The sequence below is a fragment of the Longinema margulisiae genome (assembly GCF_025266855.1).
Classification (GTDB): domain Bacteria; phylum Spirochaetota; class Brevinematia; order Brevinematales; family Thermospiraceae; genus Thermospira.
This window is the reverse complement of record NZ_CP053071.1, coordinates 873,953-892,358: the sequence shown is the minus strand read 5'-3', so window position 1 is coordinate 892,358 and position 18,406 is coordinate 873,953. Positions and strand designations below refer to the sequence as shown.

Sequence of the window (18,406 nt, the reverse complement as noted above, 5' to 3'; positions counted from 1 at the left end):
CTTTTGAGCCAGGGGTAACTTCTTTATCCTTTTCTCTCTCTTTCAGGTCTCCTGTTGGAAACGTAATCAAAAAAATAAGAAAAGGAAAAAAGTTTGTATAGGTAAATAGGATTTTTAAAAAATCTCTTCTTTTAAAAGTACATGAACAAAGCTTTTGCAAAAAAAGAAGGAGAGGGTTTCCCTCTCCTTCAAAACTATAAGAGAATTTTATCTCTAATTTTTTGGTTTTTTATCGAGCAACCTGGACAATCTCTCCATTGGTTACCATATATCTTATGGTATTGGTAAGCCTACCTTTTCTGTCATAAAAATAACGATACTTGTGAATATGCCAGAAGTTGTAGTTCACAGGACGTCCAGTTTCATCATAAAAAGCCTGTTCAATGAGTCTTTTTTTTCTATCATAACTTCTTTTTTCAATAGCATATCCCCAGAAGGTTTTGCTGGTGAGATTGCCACTGGCATCATAATAACGCTGTTCTATGAGGTTCCCCTGCCGGTCGTATGTCCATTCTACAGAAGCTATCCCCATAAAACTTACCACCTGGCCATGGGTATCATAACCAGTAACCTTCGTAATACGATTTTTTTCATCCCTTCTCCATTCATAGCGAAAAGCCTTGCGTTGATCAAAAGCAGGAGAAAAATTGGTGTCATAATACCTCACCTGGACAGCCTGTCCCTTTTCGTTATAATCTAAAATGGCAATGGCATAGCCCTGTTGAGGAGAAACCTTGAGATGATTGGAGGCATCAAGAAAAAGCCTCTTTTCATTGGTGGGAGAATATTCAAAAAGAATCTGTTCGACACCAAAAGCCGGATCAGGGAGAAGGGTATTGGTCAGTCCATAACAAATTTTTACAGGACGTTTTTGATGATCGTACCAGATAGTATAGAACCCTTGATTGGTGAGGGGTTTTTTGAGAGGGTTTTCCCCCACGATAACATACCGTTCATCAAAGCCAACACTCTGATAGTAAGCCATAGGTTGAGAACAGGCAAAAAGAAAGAGAAGGGAAAGAAGGGCAAATAAATTTCTTTTCATCGTTTTATCCTCCATTGGCGTAGAATATCTTCTTTGTGATGGTAAGAAAAATAGCGAATAGCATTAGAAAGAATGTTTTGATTGGTTTTTTCTGAAAGGAGAATGGCCATAAGCCATGCCTGAGCGGCTTCTTCAGAGTAAGCATTGGTTGTAGAAAGAAAAATTGCTATATTGTAGTAGGATTGAGGGTGGGCTGGCGAAACCTGTCTGATAGCATTGATGAGAGAGGCCATTTCTTCAAATTTTTGTTTGTTATAAAGATAGGTGAAATATACTTTCAAAAAATCATTGGTTTGAGCAAGATAGCGGGTGATTTCAGAGGAATTGGAAAGAAGAAAGGGATGAGAGAGAAGAGATCCCTTTCTCTGATAAGGAAGAAGCATAAGAGAATATGGTGGCTCCATCAGAAGTCCTGCCACACGGCTTTCGGCTTCGTAGTCGTAATAGCTATGGTAAAAAATGCCTTTTTCTACCTGATCAGGTGTGGAGAAGAAATTTCTCAGTGAAACCAGAGCATTGGAAGGAGTATGAGAATAGCCAAGCCAGTACTCACAGAAAAGTTGAGCAAGAAGATGCTGGCCTTTTCTCTTGAAATGCAGGTGATCAATGAAGAGGGTATTATCGAATGCATTACTTCCATAGCGATGAATGATCTCTTCTCGAAGGGGAATAAAGACAAAATACCTGTTCGAACTTTCTTGATGCTCCAAGGTATACAAAGCCTCCCTGATTTCACTTCGATAACGAAAGGGAGTTGTATCAAGGTCTTTGGCTTTTTCCAAAATGTCTAAGAACGGCTCACCCTTTTCCAGAGCCAATAAACCTTCAAGATAAAGCACATGCGCATTGGAAGGAAAATGGTATTTCAACTTTTCGAGAACACCATCCTGAGCAAGCTTTTGAGCAAGAAGGCGGGTATTGGTGAAGAGATGATGATAGGCTTTCACAAAAGAAGCGATATTTTCCTCACCTTCACTACTAAAAGGAGGCATATCAATGAGGTTGCATACGGGTTCATACACAAAAACGGGTATCTTTCGTCTTGTATAGAACTTTACGACACTTTGTATATTTTTACCAAAATCAGTGGCTATTCTTTTATCTTGCATAGGATTGGCAGGAATTCGTTTTTTTGCAAACTGCTGGGCCATCAGATTTTCATCAGGGCGATTTTTTCTGGTTTCTACCAGGGCAAAAAGCCATTGAAAGATTCGCCATTCTTTGAGGGATAGATAAAGTTTTTGCATCCAGAAAGGCTTTTGCAGAGAAGTTATGGTTCCGTAGTATTCATTTTGCCCTGCATAAATAAGAATCACATCTGGTTGATAGGTAAGGAGTTTTGGAGCAATATCGGCAATGTAGTAGCTCGAGAGGGCACTCATGCCGAGATTCATCACCTCGACATCTTGATAAAGACCCGTATGGAGAAGAGCCTGTTCGATAATTTTTGAGAAAGAATGGTTGGGATAGTAAGGAAATCCCTGTGCCGTCGAGCCACCCAGCACAAAAATGCGAAGGGTATTGGTAGGCTTGGGATGGGGAAAAAGATGATAAAGATTACCGGATAAAGTAGAAATAGCCTGAAAAGGATAGTACTTGTTGGCAAATCGCTGGTTGTCTCGAAGATAGGAAGACAAAGAGGAAATCCTTTCAAAGGGTTGGGTGGAGTACCCTATATGAAAAATCCTAAAAAGACCTTCCAGCCCAGCCAGTATTCCTATCCATACTATGAGAAAAACGCTTGAGTAAAGGAGGGATTTTTTCATAGATTGTTTCTCCTCAAAGGATTATTGTAGAGCCATTTCTCATATTTTTCAAGAAAAAAAATTTTTTTTGCTTTATACTATTATTTAAATAAATATGGAGGAAAATATGCTGAAGAGAGTGTGGATAGTTGGTTTTTTCCTTTGTTCGCTTTTGGCTTACGGCCGTTTCTCGGTAGGGGTGGATGTCAATGGTATCACATGGTGGCCAGGTATTTTTGTGTTTGATATGGGTAATAATTGGGCACAGGCTTCAGTGGGCCCCGTGACGACTTTGGCCTATGGAGGACATGGGGAGTATGCCCTTGATGATACCCTAAGCCTTTTTGGACGGGTGTTGTTTTCTCCTGCGGGAGAGGACACTCTTTATTTTGGAGAATTCAATATTCGCTGGTATGGAGATACTCCTGCTCCAGAAGGGGTTTCCGTTGGAGCTGGGCTTTTTTATTTTCAGGTGAGACAATTTGTGGGCTTTTATCCTCAAGTACTTGCTTCGTACAAATGGCTTTTGGGGAAACATTTTTATCTTGAGCCGGAAGTTACGGTTTTTCCTCTTTTTGCGGATATGTATCTTGGTCTTCGTTTCTCTGTGGGGGCTGGGTTTCTTTTTTAGAAATGAAACAGTGGTTGTTTGAAGAGGGATACTCCTAAAAAAGAGAGGGAGTTGTCCCTCTTTTTTTGTTTGCTCTTACTCTTTTTCAGATTCCTTCCTTTCTTTGCTGAAACAAGGGAATAGCTCATAACCCACCACCTGCCCTGAGAGAGACAAAGGAACCTTGTTCACCTTTTGTGAGAGTTTAGGAAGGGTGAAGGCAAAAGGCTGAAAGACCCTTCAAAGAGAGTGAGACATTTGCATGAATGTGCAAAGGTCTCAATATGTCTCTGGAAGTGAGAAAAGAAAGGTTTCAGGGGGTAAGCGTTTTACCAAGAAAAAGCAACAAAAGAACCATACAAGGGTTAGTCTTGTTTACCTTTTTCTTTTTCTTCTGCCACTACCTCTGAAAAGCCTATCCACATCCACACCCACATCCCGAGATAAAAGGCATAGAGAAGCATGGCATCAAAAAGAAGGCTTGTCAGAAAACCCGTCTGGAGGCCAAGACAGGCTGGGCCAAAGCCTTTTTTCTTGAGGGCAGAAGACAAAGCTTTTGTCCACATGACGGCAAAAAATCCATACAAAAGCACCCATCCCACTACCCCTGTTTCGAGGAGAATAGCAAGATACCCCTGATGGAGATAATCTGCTACCGAATAGATGTCGTACTCATGCCGTTTTTCGTAGTAGTACTCTTTGAAGTTCATGAGACCTATGCCGGTGAGGGGATTGGCCTCTTTCCAGAAATCAAGCCCTGCCCGGATCTGGTGAAGCCGCTGGACGTTGGTGTGAAAGGAAAGAGGGTTTTTGATGCTCTGTGCCCACTTGGAATCTGGCGCAAAAAGAACAAAAGTGAGAGGGAGCACAAGAAAAAGAAGGGCAAGATACCCCCGTTTCAAAAAGAGAAGCTGGGTGAACATCCCAACAAAAGCAAGAACAAACCCCCCGCGAGACTGAGTGAAAAGGAGCGTGACAAGTCCTATAACAAGACCGGTGGCAAGAAGGATTTTTTCTTTGGTGTTTTTCTCCCGGAGAAAAAGAGTAAACAGAAAAGACACCATAAGCCCTATCCAGTATCCTCCCCTGGCTGACCATTCAAAGAGAGACACAAGCTCATGTTCATGATAGGGCCAGAGAAGAAGCCAGACACTCCCATCCCATATCCCGACTCCCTGTCCCACAAAAAGTTGCTGAAAAAAACTCACTAAGCCACTACTCAGAAAAGCCGAGAAGATAGCTCTTCCAACTAACGTGAGAGGGAGTTTCTCAAGAGATCTTGCTCTGAAAGAAAAGTCGATGAGCATATACCCCAAAAAGAGAAATGCGGCTCCCACTCCATTCACCGGAAAACGGGAGAAAAGCCCTGAGAAAAGAGCCCAGAGAAAAAAAGCCCCAGCGAGGGCATGATACCAGCGAAAGTGATAGCTTTTCACACTATTGGAAAGTCCTACGAAAACAGAAAGAAAGAGAAAGAGGACTGACAGACTTCCAGACCAGCCAAACACAAGAGCGAAAAGAAAAAACCTTGTAGCCCAGTCGAATTCTTTTGTTTTCTTGAGCCAGTAGGCAAAGAGAACGCTCAAAAGAATCACTACCCCTATCAAAAAGGAATGGACAAAGATGGTCTTTTGAGGGTAGAGATGAACCTTTTCTGAAGTGAACACAACAGCCCTTTCTGAGAGAGAAAAAAAGACAAGCCTGTGTGGTGAGGAAGTGAGTACATTGGTGGTGGTGTTTCCTTTCACAAGGATCTCTTCTGTCTTCTGGCCACGAGAGACGGCGATATAGTCTCCTTCGACCAGAGGAGAGGTGAGATCAAGAGGTTTCTGAAAAAGAGGGATCCATCCATTCCAGACAAAACACCACAGGACAATAGCCGCAAGGCCAAGTTCCAGGAAAAGCACAAGGTATTTTTTCATTTTTCCTCCTCTGGAAGAGCCTGACGGGATATTTGCCTGATATGAATAATTACCTGATTGGTAAGGTTATCAATCACCATGATCTCCTGCGGGATCACCAGTTCCACATTGGTGGAAAGAGAGTTTGTGAGTCCTTTCAGAGAAATGGGCATGGTTTTGATGTACTGAAGATTGGTGAGAAACGTTGATGGACCCTTGAGGATAACAGAAGATGGACGGAGTTCCAACGAGGCTACCTCGTAGCCTTTTTCTACCGAATCAGTGAGAACAGGGAGCACAGGCAAGCTTACGGCCTCAACGGTATCGACAAAGAGGGTTGTTGTGGTCTTTTCTAAATTGACAGACATCGTTGGATCTAATTCAGTTGTGGTGAGGTGGATCTGGTTGGTATACCAGCCGGGTGAAGCCTCACTCAGATCGACAAAGGCCCGTATCTGATGATTTTTGAGACTCATGATGCGGTCTTTTCTCCCCTGAATGGTAACCCGCGCCATGGTATCATTGGTTTTCAGAATGACCATATTGGGGGGGAGATTGATATACTGGATAGGAATATAAAAGCCTCTCTGGACACTTGTCTGCGAATACACAAACCACCAGAGCAGAATGGCCACCACAAGGCTTCCTGCTTTGGCCTGCCAGTCTTTGGTGAAAAGACTTTTCCAGTTCCAGGACGGGGGATGTCTAAAGAAGTTCATAAAGCTTCCTCTTGAGGTTTTCGTATTCGAGATCAAAGGCAAGATGGCCTTCTGTGGCCAATGAGACCGTCCCCTTTTCTTCAGACACAATGAGGGCTATAGCATCGCATTCGCTGGTGATGGCAATCCCGGCCAGATGACGCGTTCCATATTTGAATCGTTTGGTTTTGATCGCGTCGATTTTCACCGCAGGGATAATCACCCTGGCGGCCACAATCCTGTCTCCCTGGATCACCACAGCCCCATCGTGAAGGACATTGCCCTTGTAAAAGATAGAAAAAAGCATTTCTTTGGAAAGCCTTGCATCGATGGCAAGGGCATCTTCCATGAGATGCCTGAGACCAACATTTCGTTCAATAAGGATCAGGGCTCCCATGTTTTGTCTGGCCATTTCAAAGACGGCCTCAGCTAATTCCTCAACCACATTGGAATACGGTTTGTGAAATACCGAGCCGCCCTGACCAACCTGAGAGAAGATTCTTCTGATCTCAGGCTGAAACAAAACCACAGCTAAGATGACAAAATTTCCCACGATATAACGGAGAATCCAGGCAAGTGTAGAAAGCTGAAAAAAATCAGCTATCACATAAACGGCTAAAACCACGAGAAAGCCCTTGACAATAGTCATCGAATTAGTGTCTCTGAAAATCGTATACAGAAAATACAAAATACCTGCCACTAACAGGATATCAAAAACCGAGGTTACCCAGGTCGTAAACCAGGCCATACACACCCCATTTTTTATTTTCCTCTGGGCTTTATTGTAAGAAAAAAAGGCGAAAAAAGCAATAAAATGAGACCATTGCACGAATGTGCGAAGGTCTCAAAAAAAGTAGTAAAAAAATAGTGTAAAAATGTTTCTGAAGCAATGAATAAATCTATTTTTTTGAATAAAAAAGACAAATAAACCCATGTAAACAGAGAAAGCGGGGTTTCAGGGGCGTAGCCCCTGACCCAGACAGGGATGAAAACACCCGTGCCATAGTCTCAAAATGGGGAAAAAGAGGTGTAGAAGCTTTTTGGCAGTGGTAAGTCGGCGGATATTTGACGGGAAAATAGGATAAATAAACATGGCTATGTCGATGTTTCAGCTTTGTGGGTTGTTTTGCTGAAACAAGGTGATAGCCCTGGACCTTGAGGTCTCAGAAATCTTCCTTCTTGCTGACTCGTCGCCATAGTCTTTTTCCCGTCCCTGCCTGCGGTGTGCCGTAGTAGAAGCCCCTGCAGGGGACACGTGCCCTGCAGGCTAGTGACAGAAGGCCCTGTTCTTTTATCACCCCCCTTTTTTTCTGTACCCCACTTCGACTTCGCTCAGTATCCACCGGGCCGCTTTTGCGGAGGTGTGTCCTTTGCCGTGGAGTGGGGAAGTCCTTCCGGAGTGAGGGTGCGTATCAGTTGAAAGTTGAAAGTTTGTAAAGTTTATAAAGTTAGTCGCAGAACTCAGGAGGACGAGTTGTGGTTGCCGAAGTCCCGAGGACGAGGCAATGTCGCTCACGGAGGAAGGACTTCCTCCGCACAGAGAAGAGGTTTCTCTTTGCCCGCAAAAGCGGCCTATTGTCCGTCCGAGGGGCATGCGTAGCATGCGACGAGGACAACGCCTCTTTTTCAGGCCGACCTGTGAAAAAACCTCACAGCCTTCGCTTGAAATCCTGATAACCAAAGCGCTTGTGAAGCCTTACCCATCCCTTTTCGCTGTCCATGATAGCAATGTCTGGGAGTCGAATCCCATTGAAGGTATTGGTTTTCACCATGGAGTAGATGGCCATGTCGGTGAACACGAGTTTATCTCCTCGTTTGAGAGGCCTATCAAAGGAATAATCACCTATCACATCCCCGGCAAGACAGCTCACCCCTCCTAAGCGATAGGTGTATGGCTTTTCGTGGGGGAGGCCACTTTCAAGGATATGTGGTCGATATGGCATTTCCAGCACATCGGGCATGTGGGCAGCCGCAGAGGTATCGAGGATCGCGATATCCATGCCATTATGAATAACGTCTAACACCGTGGCTACTAAATAACCTGCATTGAGGGCTACCGCTTCTCCTGGTTCTAAGTACACCTGAACGCCATATTTTGACTTGAAGGTAGTGATGGTCTGGCAGAGAAGATCAACATCATAATCCTCTCTGGTGATATGGTGTCCCCCCCCAAAATTGATGTAGGCCATTTTGGGGATAAATTCGCCGAATTTTTCCTCAAAGGCCTGAAGGGTTCGTACTAAAGCGTCAGCGTTTTTCTGACAGAGGGTGTGGAAGTGAAGATAGCTGATACCATCAAGAAGATCCGCCCGAAACTGGCTTCTCACCACCCCCAGCCGTGAAAAAGGGGCTGCAGGGTCATACATGGGGACAGGGGCTTCGGAGTGTTCAGGGTTGACTCGTATCCCAAAATGGATGTTTTTTTTCTTTTTGGCCTGAAGGGCCAGGGGACGAAAATACTCCCATTGACCAAAGGAGTTAAAATCAATATGGTCAGCATAACGAAGAAGAACACGAAAATCCTCATCGCTATACGCGGCCCCATAGACATGGACTTCTTTGCCAAAGGCTTCTCTTCCCAGTCTGGCCTCATCAGGGGAACTGGCGCAGGTTCCATGGAGAGTTTCTCGAAGGACATGAAACGTGGCATAGGTGGAAAAGGCCTTCAGGGCCAAGATAATCCGACAGCCTGTTCTCTCAATAACCCCCTGGAGAATACGAGCATTTACCCGCAGTCGTGCCTCATCTACCAAAAAGACAGGGGTTTTCAGGTGTTCGATGTCAATGCCGAGGTCACTCACCCTTAAAACGTAGTTTCCTGCCATGGGAGTCCATACTGTCCGATTTTTTCCATGAAGGGGTCTGGGTCAAACTCTTCGACGTTGAAGACACCAGCGCCTTTCCATACGCCGGTGAGAACCATCATGGCTCCAAGCATAGCAGGGACACCAGTGGTATAGGCCACGGCCTGGGTGCCTGTTTCCTGATAACTTTCAGCATGATCACAGATGTTGTAGATAAATCTCCGTTCTATTTGTCCGGAATACCCCTCTCCCTCAATCTGAACACCAATAACGGTTTTGCCTTTGTAGTTTTCTCCAAGCGATGCCGGTTCAGGAAGAAGGGCCTTGAGGAATTCGAGGGGGACAATCTTTTTACCCTGGAAGGTGATAGGCGTGATGCTGGTGAGTCCCACATTCTGGAGAACCCTCAGGTGGGTGAGATAGTTTTCCGAAAAGGTCATCCAGAAACGGATACGCTCAATCTCAGGGAAGTTTTTGACCAAAGATTCAAGTTCTTCATGGAAGAGGAGATAACTTTCCCTTGGTCCAACGCCGGGGTAGTCTATGGGTTTATGAACAGACATGGGGGGAATCTCTTTCCATTCCCCGTTTTCGTAGTATCGACCATTCTGGGTGATTTCCCGGATGTTGATTTCAGGGTTGAAATTGGTGGCAAAGGCTTTGCCGTGGTCACCGGCATTGCAGTCCACAATATCCACATACTTCATTTTTTTGAAGTAGTGTTTTTTCATATAAGCGGTGTAGATATTCGTCATACCTGGGTCAAATCCACACCCCAGCACAGCCATAATACCGGCTTCTTTGAATCTCTCATGGTAAGCCCATTGCCACTTGTACTCAAACTTGGCCACATCCTTTGGTTCGTAGTTGGCCGTGTCAAGATAGTGAGTTTTTGTGACAAGGCAGGCGTCCATGATAGGAAGATCCTGATAAGGGAGGGCCACATTGATCACCATGTCTGGTTTGAACTTCTTGATGAGCTTGATGGTGTTTTTTGGCTTATCGGCATCGAGAGCCGCCGTCTGGATCTTTCGACCGTATTTTTCCTGAATACGGGCGGCAATACGATCGCACTTTGCTTTGGTGCGACTGGCAAGCAGAATATCGCTAAACACCTCCGGGACTTGGGCACACTTGTGAGCCACCACCTGTCCAACTCCTCCAGCCCCAATAATCATAACTCTTGCCATCGTTTTCCCTCCTCTTAGTCTTTTTCGTAGTAGGTGTACCCATCAAGGCCATCTTCAAGGGCTTTGAGAATAGAAGCACGTTCCTGCACACTGATACGATTTTCAGAAACGGCTTTTTCTGCCATTTCACGAAAACGGCGCCTGATATATTTGATGTCATATTCCACATACGAAAGAACATCAGCCACAGAATCCCCTTCAATTTCAGAAACAAAGTTATAGGTACCATCTTCGTTCACACGGATGGTGACGACATTGGTGTCTCCTAAGAGGTTATGAAGGTCTCCTAAAGTTTCCTGGTAGGCCCCTACTAAGAAAACCCCCACATAATACTCTTCATCTCCCTTGAGTTCGTGGAGGGGGAGAGTGAGCTTTTCTCCGTGTGGGTCTATAAAATGGTCAAGTTTTCCGTCGCTATCACAGGTGATATCGGAAATGATCGCTTCACGGGTGGGCATGGTGTCCAATCGATGGAGAGGCATGACAGGAAAGACCTGATCAATCGCCCATGTATCAGGAAGCGACTGAAAAACGCTGAAGTTCCCGTAATAAATGTCTGATAGGGCTACTTCTATACCTTCAATCTCCACGGGGATTTTTTTCATCCCGCGGGACTTTTCGCTCACAATCGAAACAATATTCCAGAAGATATTCTCAGCCAGTGCCCTTTCCCGGAGAGAGATATCTCCGTGTTTGAAAATATCCCGGATTTGATCACGGTAATAAATGGCGTCGTTAATACTTTCCTGAAGGTTCTTGATGCTGAGTTTTTGATAGGTTTCAAAGAGGTTCTGGGTGAGTTCATGGGTTCCTTCGGGAAGTTTTTCTGGAGGGGGAGCAGGGGTAAACCTTGTCACATCGAGAATGTTGAAAACAAGCACGGAGTAGTACGCCACCAGAAATCGACCGGATTCAGTGACAATGGTGGGATGATCAATCTGATGCTCATCCACGATACTCATCACCGTTTCGACGATGTCGGCACAGTATTCTTCCACCGTATAGTTTCGACTGGAATGATAGTTGGTTTGTGAGCCGTCATAGTCAACGGCAAGCCCACCCCCAAAATCCACAAATCCCATGGGAGCTCCTTCTGAGACAAGCCCCACATACACACGGGTGGCTTCCTGAACGGCTGAACGGATATCCCGGATATTGGGAATCTGCGATCCAACATGATAGTGGAGAAGTCTGAGCCAGCCCAGTGCATTTTCCTTTTTGAGTTTGTCCACCAGTTCCACCACCTCAGGAAGACTTAAGCCAAAAATACTCCTATCACCGCCGGATTCTGTCCAGTGGCCACTGGCTTTGCTGGAGAGTTTGATACGAACCCCAATCCAGGGTTCTACCCCGAGCAGTCTTGAACGTTCAAGAATAAGGTCGGCCTCACTGGGCATCTCTATTACAAAGATACAACGGTAGCCCAATTTTGTAGCATAGAGGCCAAGATCGATAAATTCACTGTCCTTGTAGCCATTACAGACAATAATAGCCTCCGGATCCTTGAGAAAGGCAAGAGCGGCAAGAAGTTCAGCTTTGCTTCCAGCCTCAAAACCATGGTGGTACCGACTTCCGAATTCGCTGACTTCTTCCAGCACTTGTTGTTGCTGGTTGACCTTGATAGGGAAAACTCCCTGATACCGGCCCTTGTAGCCAAAAGACTGGATGGCTTTTCGAAAGCTCTCGTGAAGAAGGGTGATCTGTGAGTCAAGGATATTGCTGATACGAAGGAGAACAGGAAAACTCAATCCCCTGGCTCGTATTCCGCGGATGATATCCATGAGGCTCACCTGAATGGTTCCCTGCTTCGTTTTGTACTGATAAACGACCTCGCCCTTGTCATTGATATCGAAATACCCCGCACTCCAGCTGCGAATATTGTAGAGTTCGGCAGATTTTTCTACCGACCAGCGTTCCAGGGGCTCTTTTCGTACCATTGACTCTCCTCCCCTTCTCTCAAGTGGATATTATTGTAGGGCAAAGAAAAAAATATGTCAATTTTTAGGACTTGTACCATTCCCCCTTTCTCCTTGACAGGAGGTTTTTTTTATGTTATCATATATACCTGAGATGCCGGGGTGGCGGAATTGGTAGACGCGCTAGATTCAGGTTCTAGTGGGTGTTCAGCCTGTGTGGGTTCGAGTCCCGTCCCCGGCATTTTCTTTTTGGCAGGCGTACCATAAGAAACATTCTTTTTCTTCCCCCAGATGTTTTCTTGTCTTTCTCCCTGGAAAACAAACCTCTTCTCTCTCTTTGATAGGGCAAGGGGAATCATGAAGGATTTTTCTCTTTTTGGAGCAAGGGATACAAGTTGTTCTTGGGAACATCATGGTGGGAGATGGCTATAACTTTGTTTCAGCTAAACAGGAGGGCTTTGCTGAAACAAGGTTATAGCAGAGATGAGACCTTTGCACGAAGGTGCGAAGGTCTCAAGAAAGTGGTAAAAAACAAAAAATAGTATAAAAATGTTCCTTAACGTAATAAATAAAACTATTCCTTTGAACAAAAAAAGACAAATAAGCCCTTGTAAATGGAAAAAACGGGGTTTCAGGGGCGTAGCCCCTGACCCGGACAGGGGAAAAAACACCCCTGCAAGGGTTTCGAGATTTTTTGCTGTCCTTTTTCTCAAAAGATACTGAGAAAGGGAATCCTTGCTTCTCACAACAAAGCGTTTTCTTGGGGGACTAAAATTTTATACCTAAGTCAAAGGCAAGGTAGAGTCCCCACGCCATATCAAAGGGTTTTTCCACCCGTTGTCCACTCACGACGACAACTTCCCGATACCGATGATTGAGGACTTTGACGACGAGGGTGCTGGTAATATAGTCGGTGAGCTGATAACGAGAGGAGTGATCAAAGGTGATCTCATAGATAGGTTCAACAAAGGGAGCAAAGAGGGGCTTGTCATAGAGCGTATTTCCCCAGGAGAAGGAAAGGTTTTCACTGTTCTGGAGGGTAGAGCCGCGGAGGTTAATTTTCCAGCCGAAGAGATTGACTTCCTTGAAATTCAGGATATTCCAGTTGAGAATAAAACTGAGCGTGTTTCTTGTACTGGTTTTGAGGGCAAGAGCACTATCCCGGATAGGGAACCCATAGTTTGTTTCAAAGCTGTACCAGTTGGTGATTCTTTCTTCTTGGTTCCATTGTTGACTGTAGATTGTGGTGAGGCTTACGTCCTTTTGGAAGAAGAGGGTTTGTCTCAAGGTCATATTTTGACCTGAGGTGAGGATTCTGGTGAGGTAGTTTTCTGTCCAGGAAAGGGAGTAATCAAGCTGCAGGGGCTGGATCTGGTAGAGGGTATGATTGGTCCAGAAGCGTCCCCATGGGAATTCAGAGAGGGTGCCAAGGGTGTGGGAAAAAACCTGGGTGTAGCCAAAATCAACGCGAGAGGTAGCAAGAGTGGTGCTGTATCTATAACGTTTTGGGAAAACAATATCCCAGAGGTTATCGTACCGTGGGAGGAGCCATTCCCATCGCCAGTTTTCTTCGAGACTGTGCTGGCTTGCGGGGAGATTGGTGTAGAAAGAAGCGAAAACAAGGCTATTGGAGCGGGCTTGAACTAAGGAAAAGGTACTGTATTCCCAGGGAGGGGTATAGTAGATACTCCCAGTAGTCTGGAGGACCTCCTGGTAGGAGAGGGGGTCTTGATTGGACTGGTACCAGAGACGAGCCTGCCTTGCAAAAGATACCCCAAGGGTGTCTAAGAAAAACCACCTTGGATAGAGGTTGACTCCCCACTGGTTGGTGAGGGAGTGGGTGGTCTGGAAAAAGAGAAGGTTACCGGAGGACGTGTAGGTGAAGGCTTCCCTATTCCGGTTCCAGGAGGATTTATTTTCTGTATAGATCCATGGCCAGGGCTTGTCCAGTTGAAATCCCCACGAGAAGCCTTCGTTATCCTTTTGCCAGAAGGGATCAGCCCAGTCAAATCCTTCTATGAATCCATACTGAATCCAGAGGTATCTGTCTTTAATGCGGGTATGATCGGAAAAGAACTCTCCTCCTTTATCGAAGGTTTGAATATCGGCATAAGACCTGTATTTTTGTTGGGTTTTTCCGTAGCCACCTGAGAGAGTGAGGGGCCCTGTGATCTGGGAAAGCGAAATGGAGACAAGCTTTTGCTTGGAAAGGGAGTGTGACCTATTGGAAAGAAGAATCCCGCTGGTCTCGTATGTTCCTATGTCAAGGGTTGCCCCGTGTTCGTAAGCCATGTCAATCTGGTGGGAGAAGGTTCTTGTCCAGGGAAGTTTCTCTTTCGCTGTCCACCGACCAGAAGCGGTCTGGATGGTTGTGGTCTGGGCTAAGAAGGAGGGAAAAGATCTCTTCCACTGGGTTTCTTCGCTATAGGAATGGAAGATCTCTGGAATCCACGCGGCACTTTTGTACCGAACGGAAAATCCCCCCTGGTTTCTCTCAAACTGAAACTGGCGGTCCAGGGGAAGTTCTGTGGTGTTTGTTCTTGTTTGTTGCCTGAGCCAGGAACCATACATCCGGTAATCAAACAAACGTACCAGAGAGGACTGGATTTCTATGGTGTAGAGGGTAGTAGCTGCATTCGCTAGGACATTGGTGGCCCCAAGAGAGGAGCGGAAGTTTTCTGATCTCCACTCGCTTTTTCCCACAAGGAGAAGGGGACCAAAAATTTCCGTTCCATTCCATATCCAGAGGGGACGTCGAATATCAAGCGTGGTGGTAGCAAGGGTTGCCCAGCCGGTTTCTGTTTTGTCGTTGGAGACGTGGATTTCGTTTATCCAGAGGTTTCCTTTGCTTGTGGGTTCACTGCCATCTACCCTTACTCCGTATCCCATGATCCGGACTTCGTAGAGATAGGGGGTTCCCTGTTGAGAGGGACGATAAGTGGTATTTCGCAGGGAAAGGTCTAATGTCGAGAGAGAAAGGGTTATCTTGTGCCAGGTGTCTTTTGGGATATCGGCAAGAGGAATACTCCATTGGTAGAGATCATTACTGGAGGAACCTAACACAAAGAGAAACTGTTCATCGTTCCAGGTATCTATCCCTGTTTTGATGGGGGTCCCATCTTCGTTTTTCGAAGGAATAAAAATATAAAAGCTCAGGGTTTCGTACGAGGCTACAGGAAGGGGGCGGCTGGTGGTGTGCCATACCATCCCCTCTTTTCCCCCTTCCCCTGAAAGGGGATCAAAGGTGGTATTGCTTAGAGAATAGAAAAGTGCTAAGGCTTTTTCTTCGTATTGAAGGGCTTCGGCTTTGCTTCTCATCTTGTGAAGATTTTCAAAGGTGGTGTAGCGTTCTTTTGCGTTCTCGTCTTCTGACCACGGGTCGTAGAAGCGATACTTCTGATACATGGCGCTGGAAAAGGTGGTGAGAATTCCTGTTCGCCATTGAGGTTTTGGAGGGATACTTTCTCCGTCTATAGTGAGGCGTTGCCATTTTGTTTTCTGAAAGCTTATCCCATCAATGAGGACGCGTCCTTTAGTGCCACTTTTTCTCTTGAGGTAGATGGCTACCGACGTGGCTTGTTGAAGGGCACGAAGCTGGGAAGAAGAGAGCTGATCGATACGGATACGGTATTCTCGCCAGCCGCTTCCCTCAAGAAGAAGATTGGTGGGGGAGGTGGTGCCGGCTGAAGGGAGAACGACCCAGTTTCCCGTCGTATCAAGAAGACCATTGCCATTGAGATCTTCGCTCTGGATGAAACCATCTCCTTTGTTGCCTCTTCCGATTCCTACCCGTGTGAGGAGGGAGCCATTAGTCGGGTCGTTGAAAATATATCCAAGGTCCTGACTGCTTGTCTCTCTATCCAGTACGCCGTCACCATCGCTATCCTCCGGGAGATTCCCGGCGGCTAAGAAGAATTCAAGAGAATGGCCAGTATTGTCCTGGAAAATACCGTCGCCATCGTCATCATTTTCTACCTTCGCCCAGAAAACAATTTCATCATAGAGGCTTAAGTCAACGGAGAGCCCCTGGGCTAACGGCTGAACAGTCCCCACCCATTCGCCACTGCTATAGTCATAGTCCCAGACAAGCACACTCTGGACGATATTGGGATAATCGGCAGCTGGGAGATGTCCTCCCAAAGCCATATAAGGGCCTGGCTTCTCTGTATAAGAATACACCGCGAAAGGAGTCTGGTAGTAAGGGATCAGGGAGCTACTTCCATCAGCTTTGTACTCCCGATAGTCACGGTAGAGGAGGCGAGCTCGATTGGAGAGAGAGATGCCAGCAATATTGGTGACAGGGCTACTGAGTATCCAGCGGTATTCACTTTTCGAGAGCTGGAAACTTTCTGCGCCACCTTCAAAATCCTCTACAATAGCCATCCCTGCCGTGTTGGGGTCGTAGAGAGAGACAGCCCCTTCGAGTTGAATGGTCCATCTATTCTGGTTTTTCCAGCCGAGGAGTTGTCCCATCTCAAAGGTATTGTCCACACTGGCCAGAAGTATGCCATCAGGCGTCTGGGGGAGTTTTGCTCCCTCTTCTCCTCGCTGGGCAAGGGTGGCTATGGCGGTACCACCCATATTCCAGAAAGAGGCGATGGGATAGTCCCACCTATTGGCCCAGCTGAACCTCTGGACCCCAGCCCCATAGAAGGGTTTGTACTCATAGTACACCTCAATCACATCGTTTTCCTGAAGGGCACTCATTTGATTGAGGATGAGTTCTCCAGTGGCTGAAACAAGGAGGTATTCCCAGCTTGAGAGTTTTCGGCCGTTAATAAAGACACTTTCACTTCCGGGGATTACATTGTAGTCTAACTGAAAACTTCCCACCGGTTCGTAGTAAGAGCACACAAGCGTATAGAGGGAGTCACTTTCGATAGGATCGGTGTAGTTGGTATAGAGATTGGAAGGACCGGGGAAAGGCATACGGTCAAAAAACCAGAGGTAACCTGTTGTGGGATTTACCCGATAGCGGGAGGAATCAAACTGGAAGGGGGTTTCGATAGCCGGATTGGCTGTATACACTATCCGGAGGTCAAATCCTTTTCCCGCATCAAAGCCCTTTGTGCCCAAGAAATAAACTCCATAGTGAACATAAGGGGCAATAGGTTCATCCTCTCTCCACAGATACAAAAAGGCCTCGCCTGTGGTATCATCACTCCCCTGCCAGGGGAAACCGGCGGGGTTGGAGAAGGGATTTCCCTGATGGGTATAACGAATGACAAGCCGCTTATCACGACTTATGGAAGAAGAGAGAGAAAGCTCTCCTTTCGTATGGTCAAGGGTATAATCCTGCATAAAGACTAACCGCTTGTAGAAGAGCCCGTCGATTTTTCGGTCGGAGGCCACATTGGTCTGGACAAGAACTTCTACACTCCCCACATCGATATCCGTATCAGGGAGGAGAAAGATCCTGCGCTTGAGGTACTGGATTTCTCGAAGAGTGATGGTTCTATATTGTTTTGAGCCCACAAAACGACGATATCCCTTTTGAGTACCGGAGAGATGCAAAAGGCTTTGCCAGGAAAGTTTTCCCATCTGAAAGCGACCAAGAACTCCCACTCCCTGGGAAGGGATACCTTCACTGCTGATGAGAGTACTTTTTTGTGGTATTTGCATTCCCACATTTCCTAAAAGCACTTCTCTCACCACGCCCTTATCACTATCAAGGGCTTTGTACTGAAGGGAGTAGGTGTTTTCCGGGTTATCTGATTGGTGGGAAAGGGAGACATTGACCCTCTCTCCTATTCTTCCTGTGAGATTGAAACGGAGATTCTGAGCCATATCCAGCCCAGGCCGAAAACTTCCTACCGGTTGAAGAAAGGAAGGGTCTTTCCAGACCCACCCGTACCCTACTCGAAACACAAACCATCCACTGAGGACAAATTCACTCTCCCATTCCTCTACGCGGAAGCTCAGAGGCTTTTTTTCCCCTGGAAGGGCCAAGCCTTCTTTTTTTCTTTTTTCTTGAAGAATCTGTTTATACACCTCTGGAGAGAAACTGAAGAGGTTTTTTTCTGAGACTAACTCAACCGAAGCCTTTCTCAGGCTTTTTCTCTGCCAGCGGAGATAGGCGGTTTCTAGAGGGAAGTGGTACCAGTCCGCAGGAAAAATCATCTCGGCAAGTTCTTTCTCCCAGACTTCGACAGGGTCAAAGGAAACAAGGTCATCAAAGGCATCAGAAAAGGTGTATATCACGGTGGTATTGGAGAGTTGCCAATTGGTAATTCCTGCAATGACTTCTGCATTTGAGATGACTACCTGATTGGTGATAACAAACGAAAACCGAGTTTTTTTCTCTTGCCAGAAGAGGGTTTCACTTTCAAAAGGTTTATTATCCTCGGAAAAACCAGGATTTTGCATGGTAGCCAGCCCAATAATGAGGAAAAGAACAAAAAAGGCAATCCTTCGCACCGATGACACCCCTCTTCTGAACGTATAGTATAAGGAACCCAAACAAAAAATACCATTTTCCCTACAGGAGATTTGACAAA

10 protein-coding genes and 1 tRNA gene are annotated in these 18,406 nt (G+C 45.9%); 2 read left to right on the top strand and 9 right to left on the bottom strand.

Translation table 11 applies throughout. The features are described from left to right. Nucleotides 1-229: 229 nt before the first annotated feature. Both BREVNS_RS04030 and BREVNS_RS04025 read right to left on the bottom strand, forming a co-directional pair. Nucleotides 230-1,045, bottom strand: coding sequence for a hypothetical protein (locus BREVNS_RS04030; RefSeq protein WP_483427772.1), 816 nt, complete (start codon nucleotides 1,043-1,045; stop codon nucleotides 230-232). Further along, nucleotides 1,042-2,811 (bottom strand): SGNH/GDSL hydrolase family protein, encoded by a 1,770-nt coding sequence (locus tag BREVNS_RS04025; protein ID WP_483427771.1) that lies wholly within the window; start codon nucleotides 2,809-2,811, stop codon nucleotides 1,042-1,044. The genes BREVNS_RS04030 and BREVNS_RS04025 overlap by 4 nt, the downstream gene beginning before the upstream one ends. A gap of 106 nt (nucleotides 2,812-2,917) precedes the next feature. Here BREVNS_RS04025 and BREVNS_RS04020 point away from each other — a divergent pair, with 106 nt between their 5' ends. Further along, entirely contained in the window at nucleotides 2,918-3,421 is a 504-nt protein-coding gene (locus BREVNS_RS04020) for a hypothetical protein (protein WP_483427770.1), read from the top strand. Nucleotides 3,422-3,765: 344 nt separating this feature from the next. On the opposite strand, the gene BREVNS_RS04015 is transcribed toward BREVNS_RS04020, so the two are convergent. The 6 genes from BREVNS_RS04015 to speA all read right to left on the bottom strand — a co-directional run bounded on the left by BREVNS_RS04015 (nucleotide 3,766) and on the right by speA (nucleotide 11,930). Continuing rightward, entirely contained in the window at nucleotides 3,766-5,322 is a 1,557-nt protein-coding gene (locus tag BREVNS_RS04015) for an O-antigen ligase family protein (protein ID WP_483427769.1), read from the bottom strand. Beyond that, nucleotides 5,319-6,020 carry a CdaR family protein gene (locus BREVNS_RS04010; protein WP_483427768.1) on the bottom strand — a complete coding sequence of 234 codons (702 nt, stop codon included), beginning with the start codon at nucleotides 6,018-6,020 and terminating at the stop codon, nucleotides 5,319-5,321. The genes BREVNS_RS04015 and BREVNS_RS04010 overlap by 4 nt, the downstream gene beginning before the upstream one ends. Continuing rightward, entirely contained in the window at nucleotides 6,007-6,747 is a 741-nt protein-coding gene (gene cdaA / locus BREVNS_RS04005; protein WP_483427767.1) for a diadenylate cyclase CdaA, read from the bottom strand. The genes BREVNS_RS04010 and cdaA overlap by 14 nt, the downstream gene beginning before the upstream one ends. Before the next feature lie 901 nt (nucleotides 6,748-7,648). Next, nucleotides 7,649-8,824 (bottom strand): carboxynorspermidine decarboxylase, encoded by a 1,176-nt coding sequence (nspC, locus tag BREVNS_RS04000; RefSeq protein WP_483427766.1) that lies wholly within the window; start codon nucleotides 8,822-8,824, stop codon nucleotides 7,649-7,651. Next, on the bottom strand, nucleotides 8,803-9,993 hold the full coding sequence (locus BREVNS_RS03995; RefSeq protein ID WP_483427765.1) for a saccharopine dehydrogenase family protein: 1,191 nt from the start codon (nucleotides 9,991-9,993) through the stop codon (nucleotides 8,803-8,805). The genes nspC and BREVNS_RS03995 overlap by 22 nt, the downstream gene beginning before the upstream one ends. Nucleotides 9,994-10,007: 14 nt before the next feature. Beyond that, nucleotides 10,008-11,930 carry a biosynthetic arginine decarboxylase gene (speA, locus tag BREVNS_RS03990; RefSeq protein ID WP_483427764.1) on the bottom strand — a complete coding sequence of 641 codons (1,923 nt, stop codon included), beginning with the start codon at nucleotides 11,928-11,930 and terminating at the stop codon, nucleotides 10,008-10,010. A 135-nt stretch (nucleotides 11,931-12,065) separates the two neighbouring features. Between speA and BREVNS_RS03985 the strand changes: the two genes are divergently transcribed. After that, nucleotides 12,066-12,150, top strand: a tRNA-Leu gene (locus tag BREVNS_RS03985). A 527-nt stretch (nucleotides 12,151-12,677) separates the two neighbouring features. On the opposite strand, the gene BREVNS_RS03980 is transcribed toward BREVNS_RS03985, so the two are convergent. Continuing rightward, nucleotides 12,678-18,326 carry a hypothetical protein gene (locus BREVNS_RS03980; protein ID WP_483427763.1) on the bottom strand — a complete coding sequence of 1,883 codons (5,649 nt, stop codon included), beginning with the start codon at nucleotides 18,324-18,326 and terminating at the stop codon, nucleotides 12,678-12,680. Nucleotides 18,327-18,406: the final 80 nt, after the last annotated feature.

Excerpts from the sequence above, each read along its gene's own strand:
- BREVNS_RS04030 (WP_483427772.1), bottom strand. The coding sequence starts at position 1,045 with ATGAAAAGAAATTTATTTGCCCTTCTTTCCCTTCTCTTTCTTTTTGCC.
- BREVNS_RS04025 (WP_483427771.1), bottom strand. The coding sequence starts at position 2,811 with ATGAAAAAATCCCTCCTTTACTCAAGCGTTTTTCTCATAGTATGGATA.
- BREVNS_RS04020 (WP_483427770.1), top strand. The coding sequence starts at position 2,918 with ATGCTGAAGAGAGTGTGGATAGTTGGTTTTTTCCTTTGTTCGCTTTTG.
- BREVNS_RS04015 (WP_483427769.1), bottom strand. The coding sequence starts at position 5,322 with ATGAAAAAATACCTTGTGCTTTTCCTGGAACTTGGCCTTGCGGCTATT.
- BREVNS_RS04010 (WP_483427768.1), bottom strand. The coding sequence starts at position 6,020 with ATGAACTTCTTTAGACATCCCCCGTCCTGGAACTGGAAAAGTCTTTTC.
- cdaA (WP_483427767.1), bottom strand. The coding sequence starts at position 6,747 with ATGGCCTGGTTTACGACCTGGGTAACCTCGGTTTTTGATATCCTGTTA.
- nspC (WP_483427766.1), bottom strand. The coding sequence starts at position 8,824 with ATGGCAGGAAACTACGTTTTAAGGGTGAGTGACCTCGGCATTGACATC.
- BREVNS_RS03995 (WP_483427765.1), bottom strand. The coding sequence starts at position 9,993 with ATGGCAAGAGTTATGATTATTGGGGCTGGAGGAGTTGGACAGGTGGTG.
- speA (WP_483427764.1), bottom strand. The coding sequence starts at position 11,930 with ATGGTACGAAAAGAGCCCCTGGAACGCTGGTCGGTAGAAAAATCTGCC.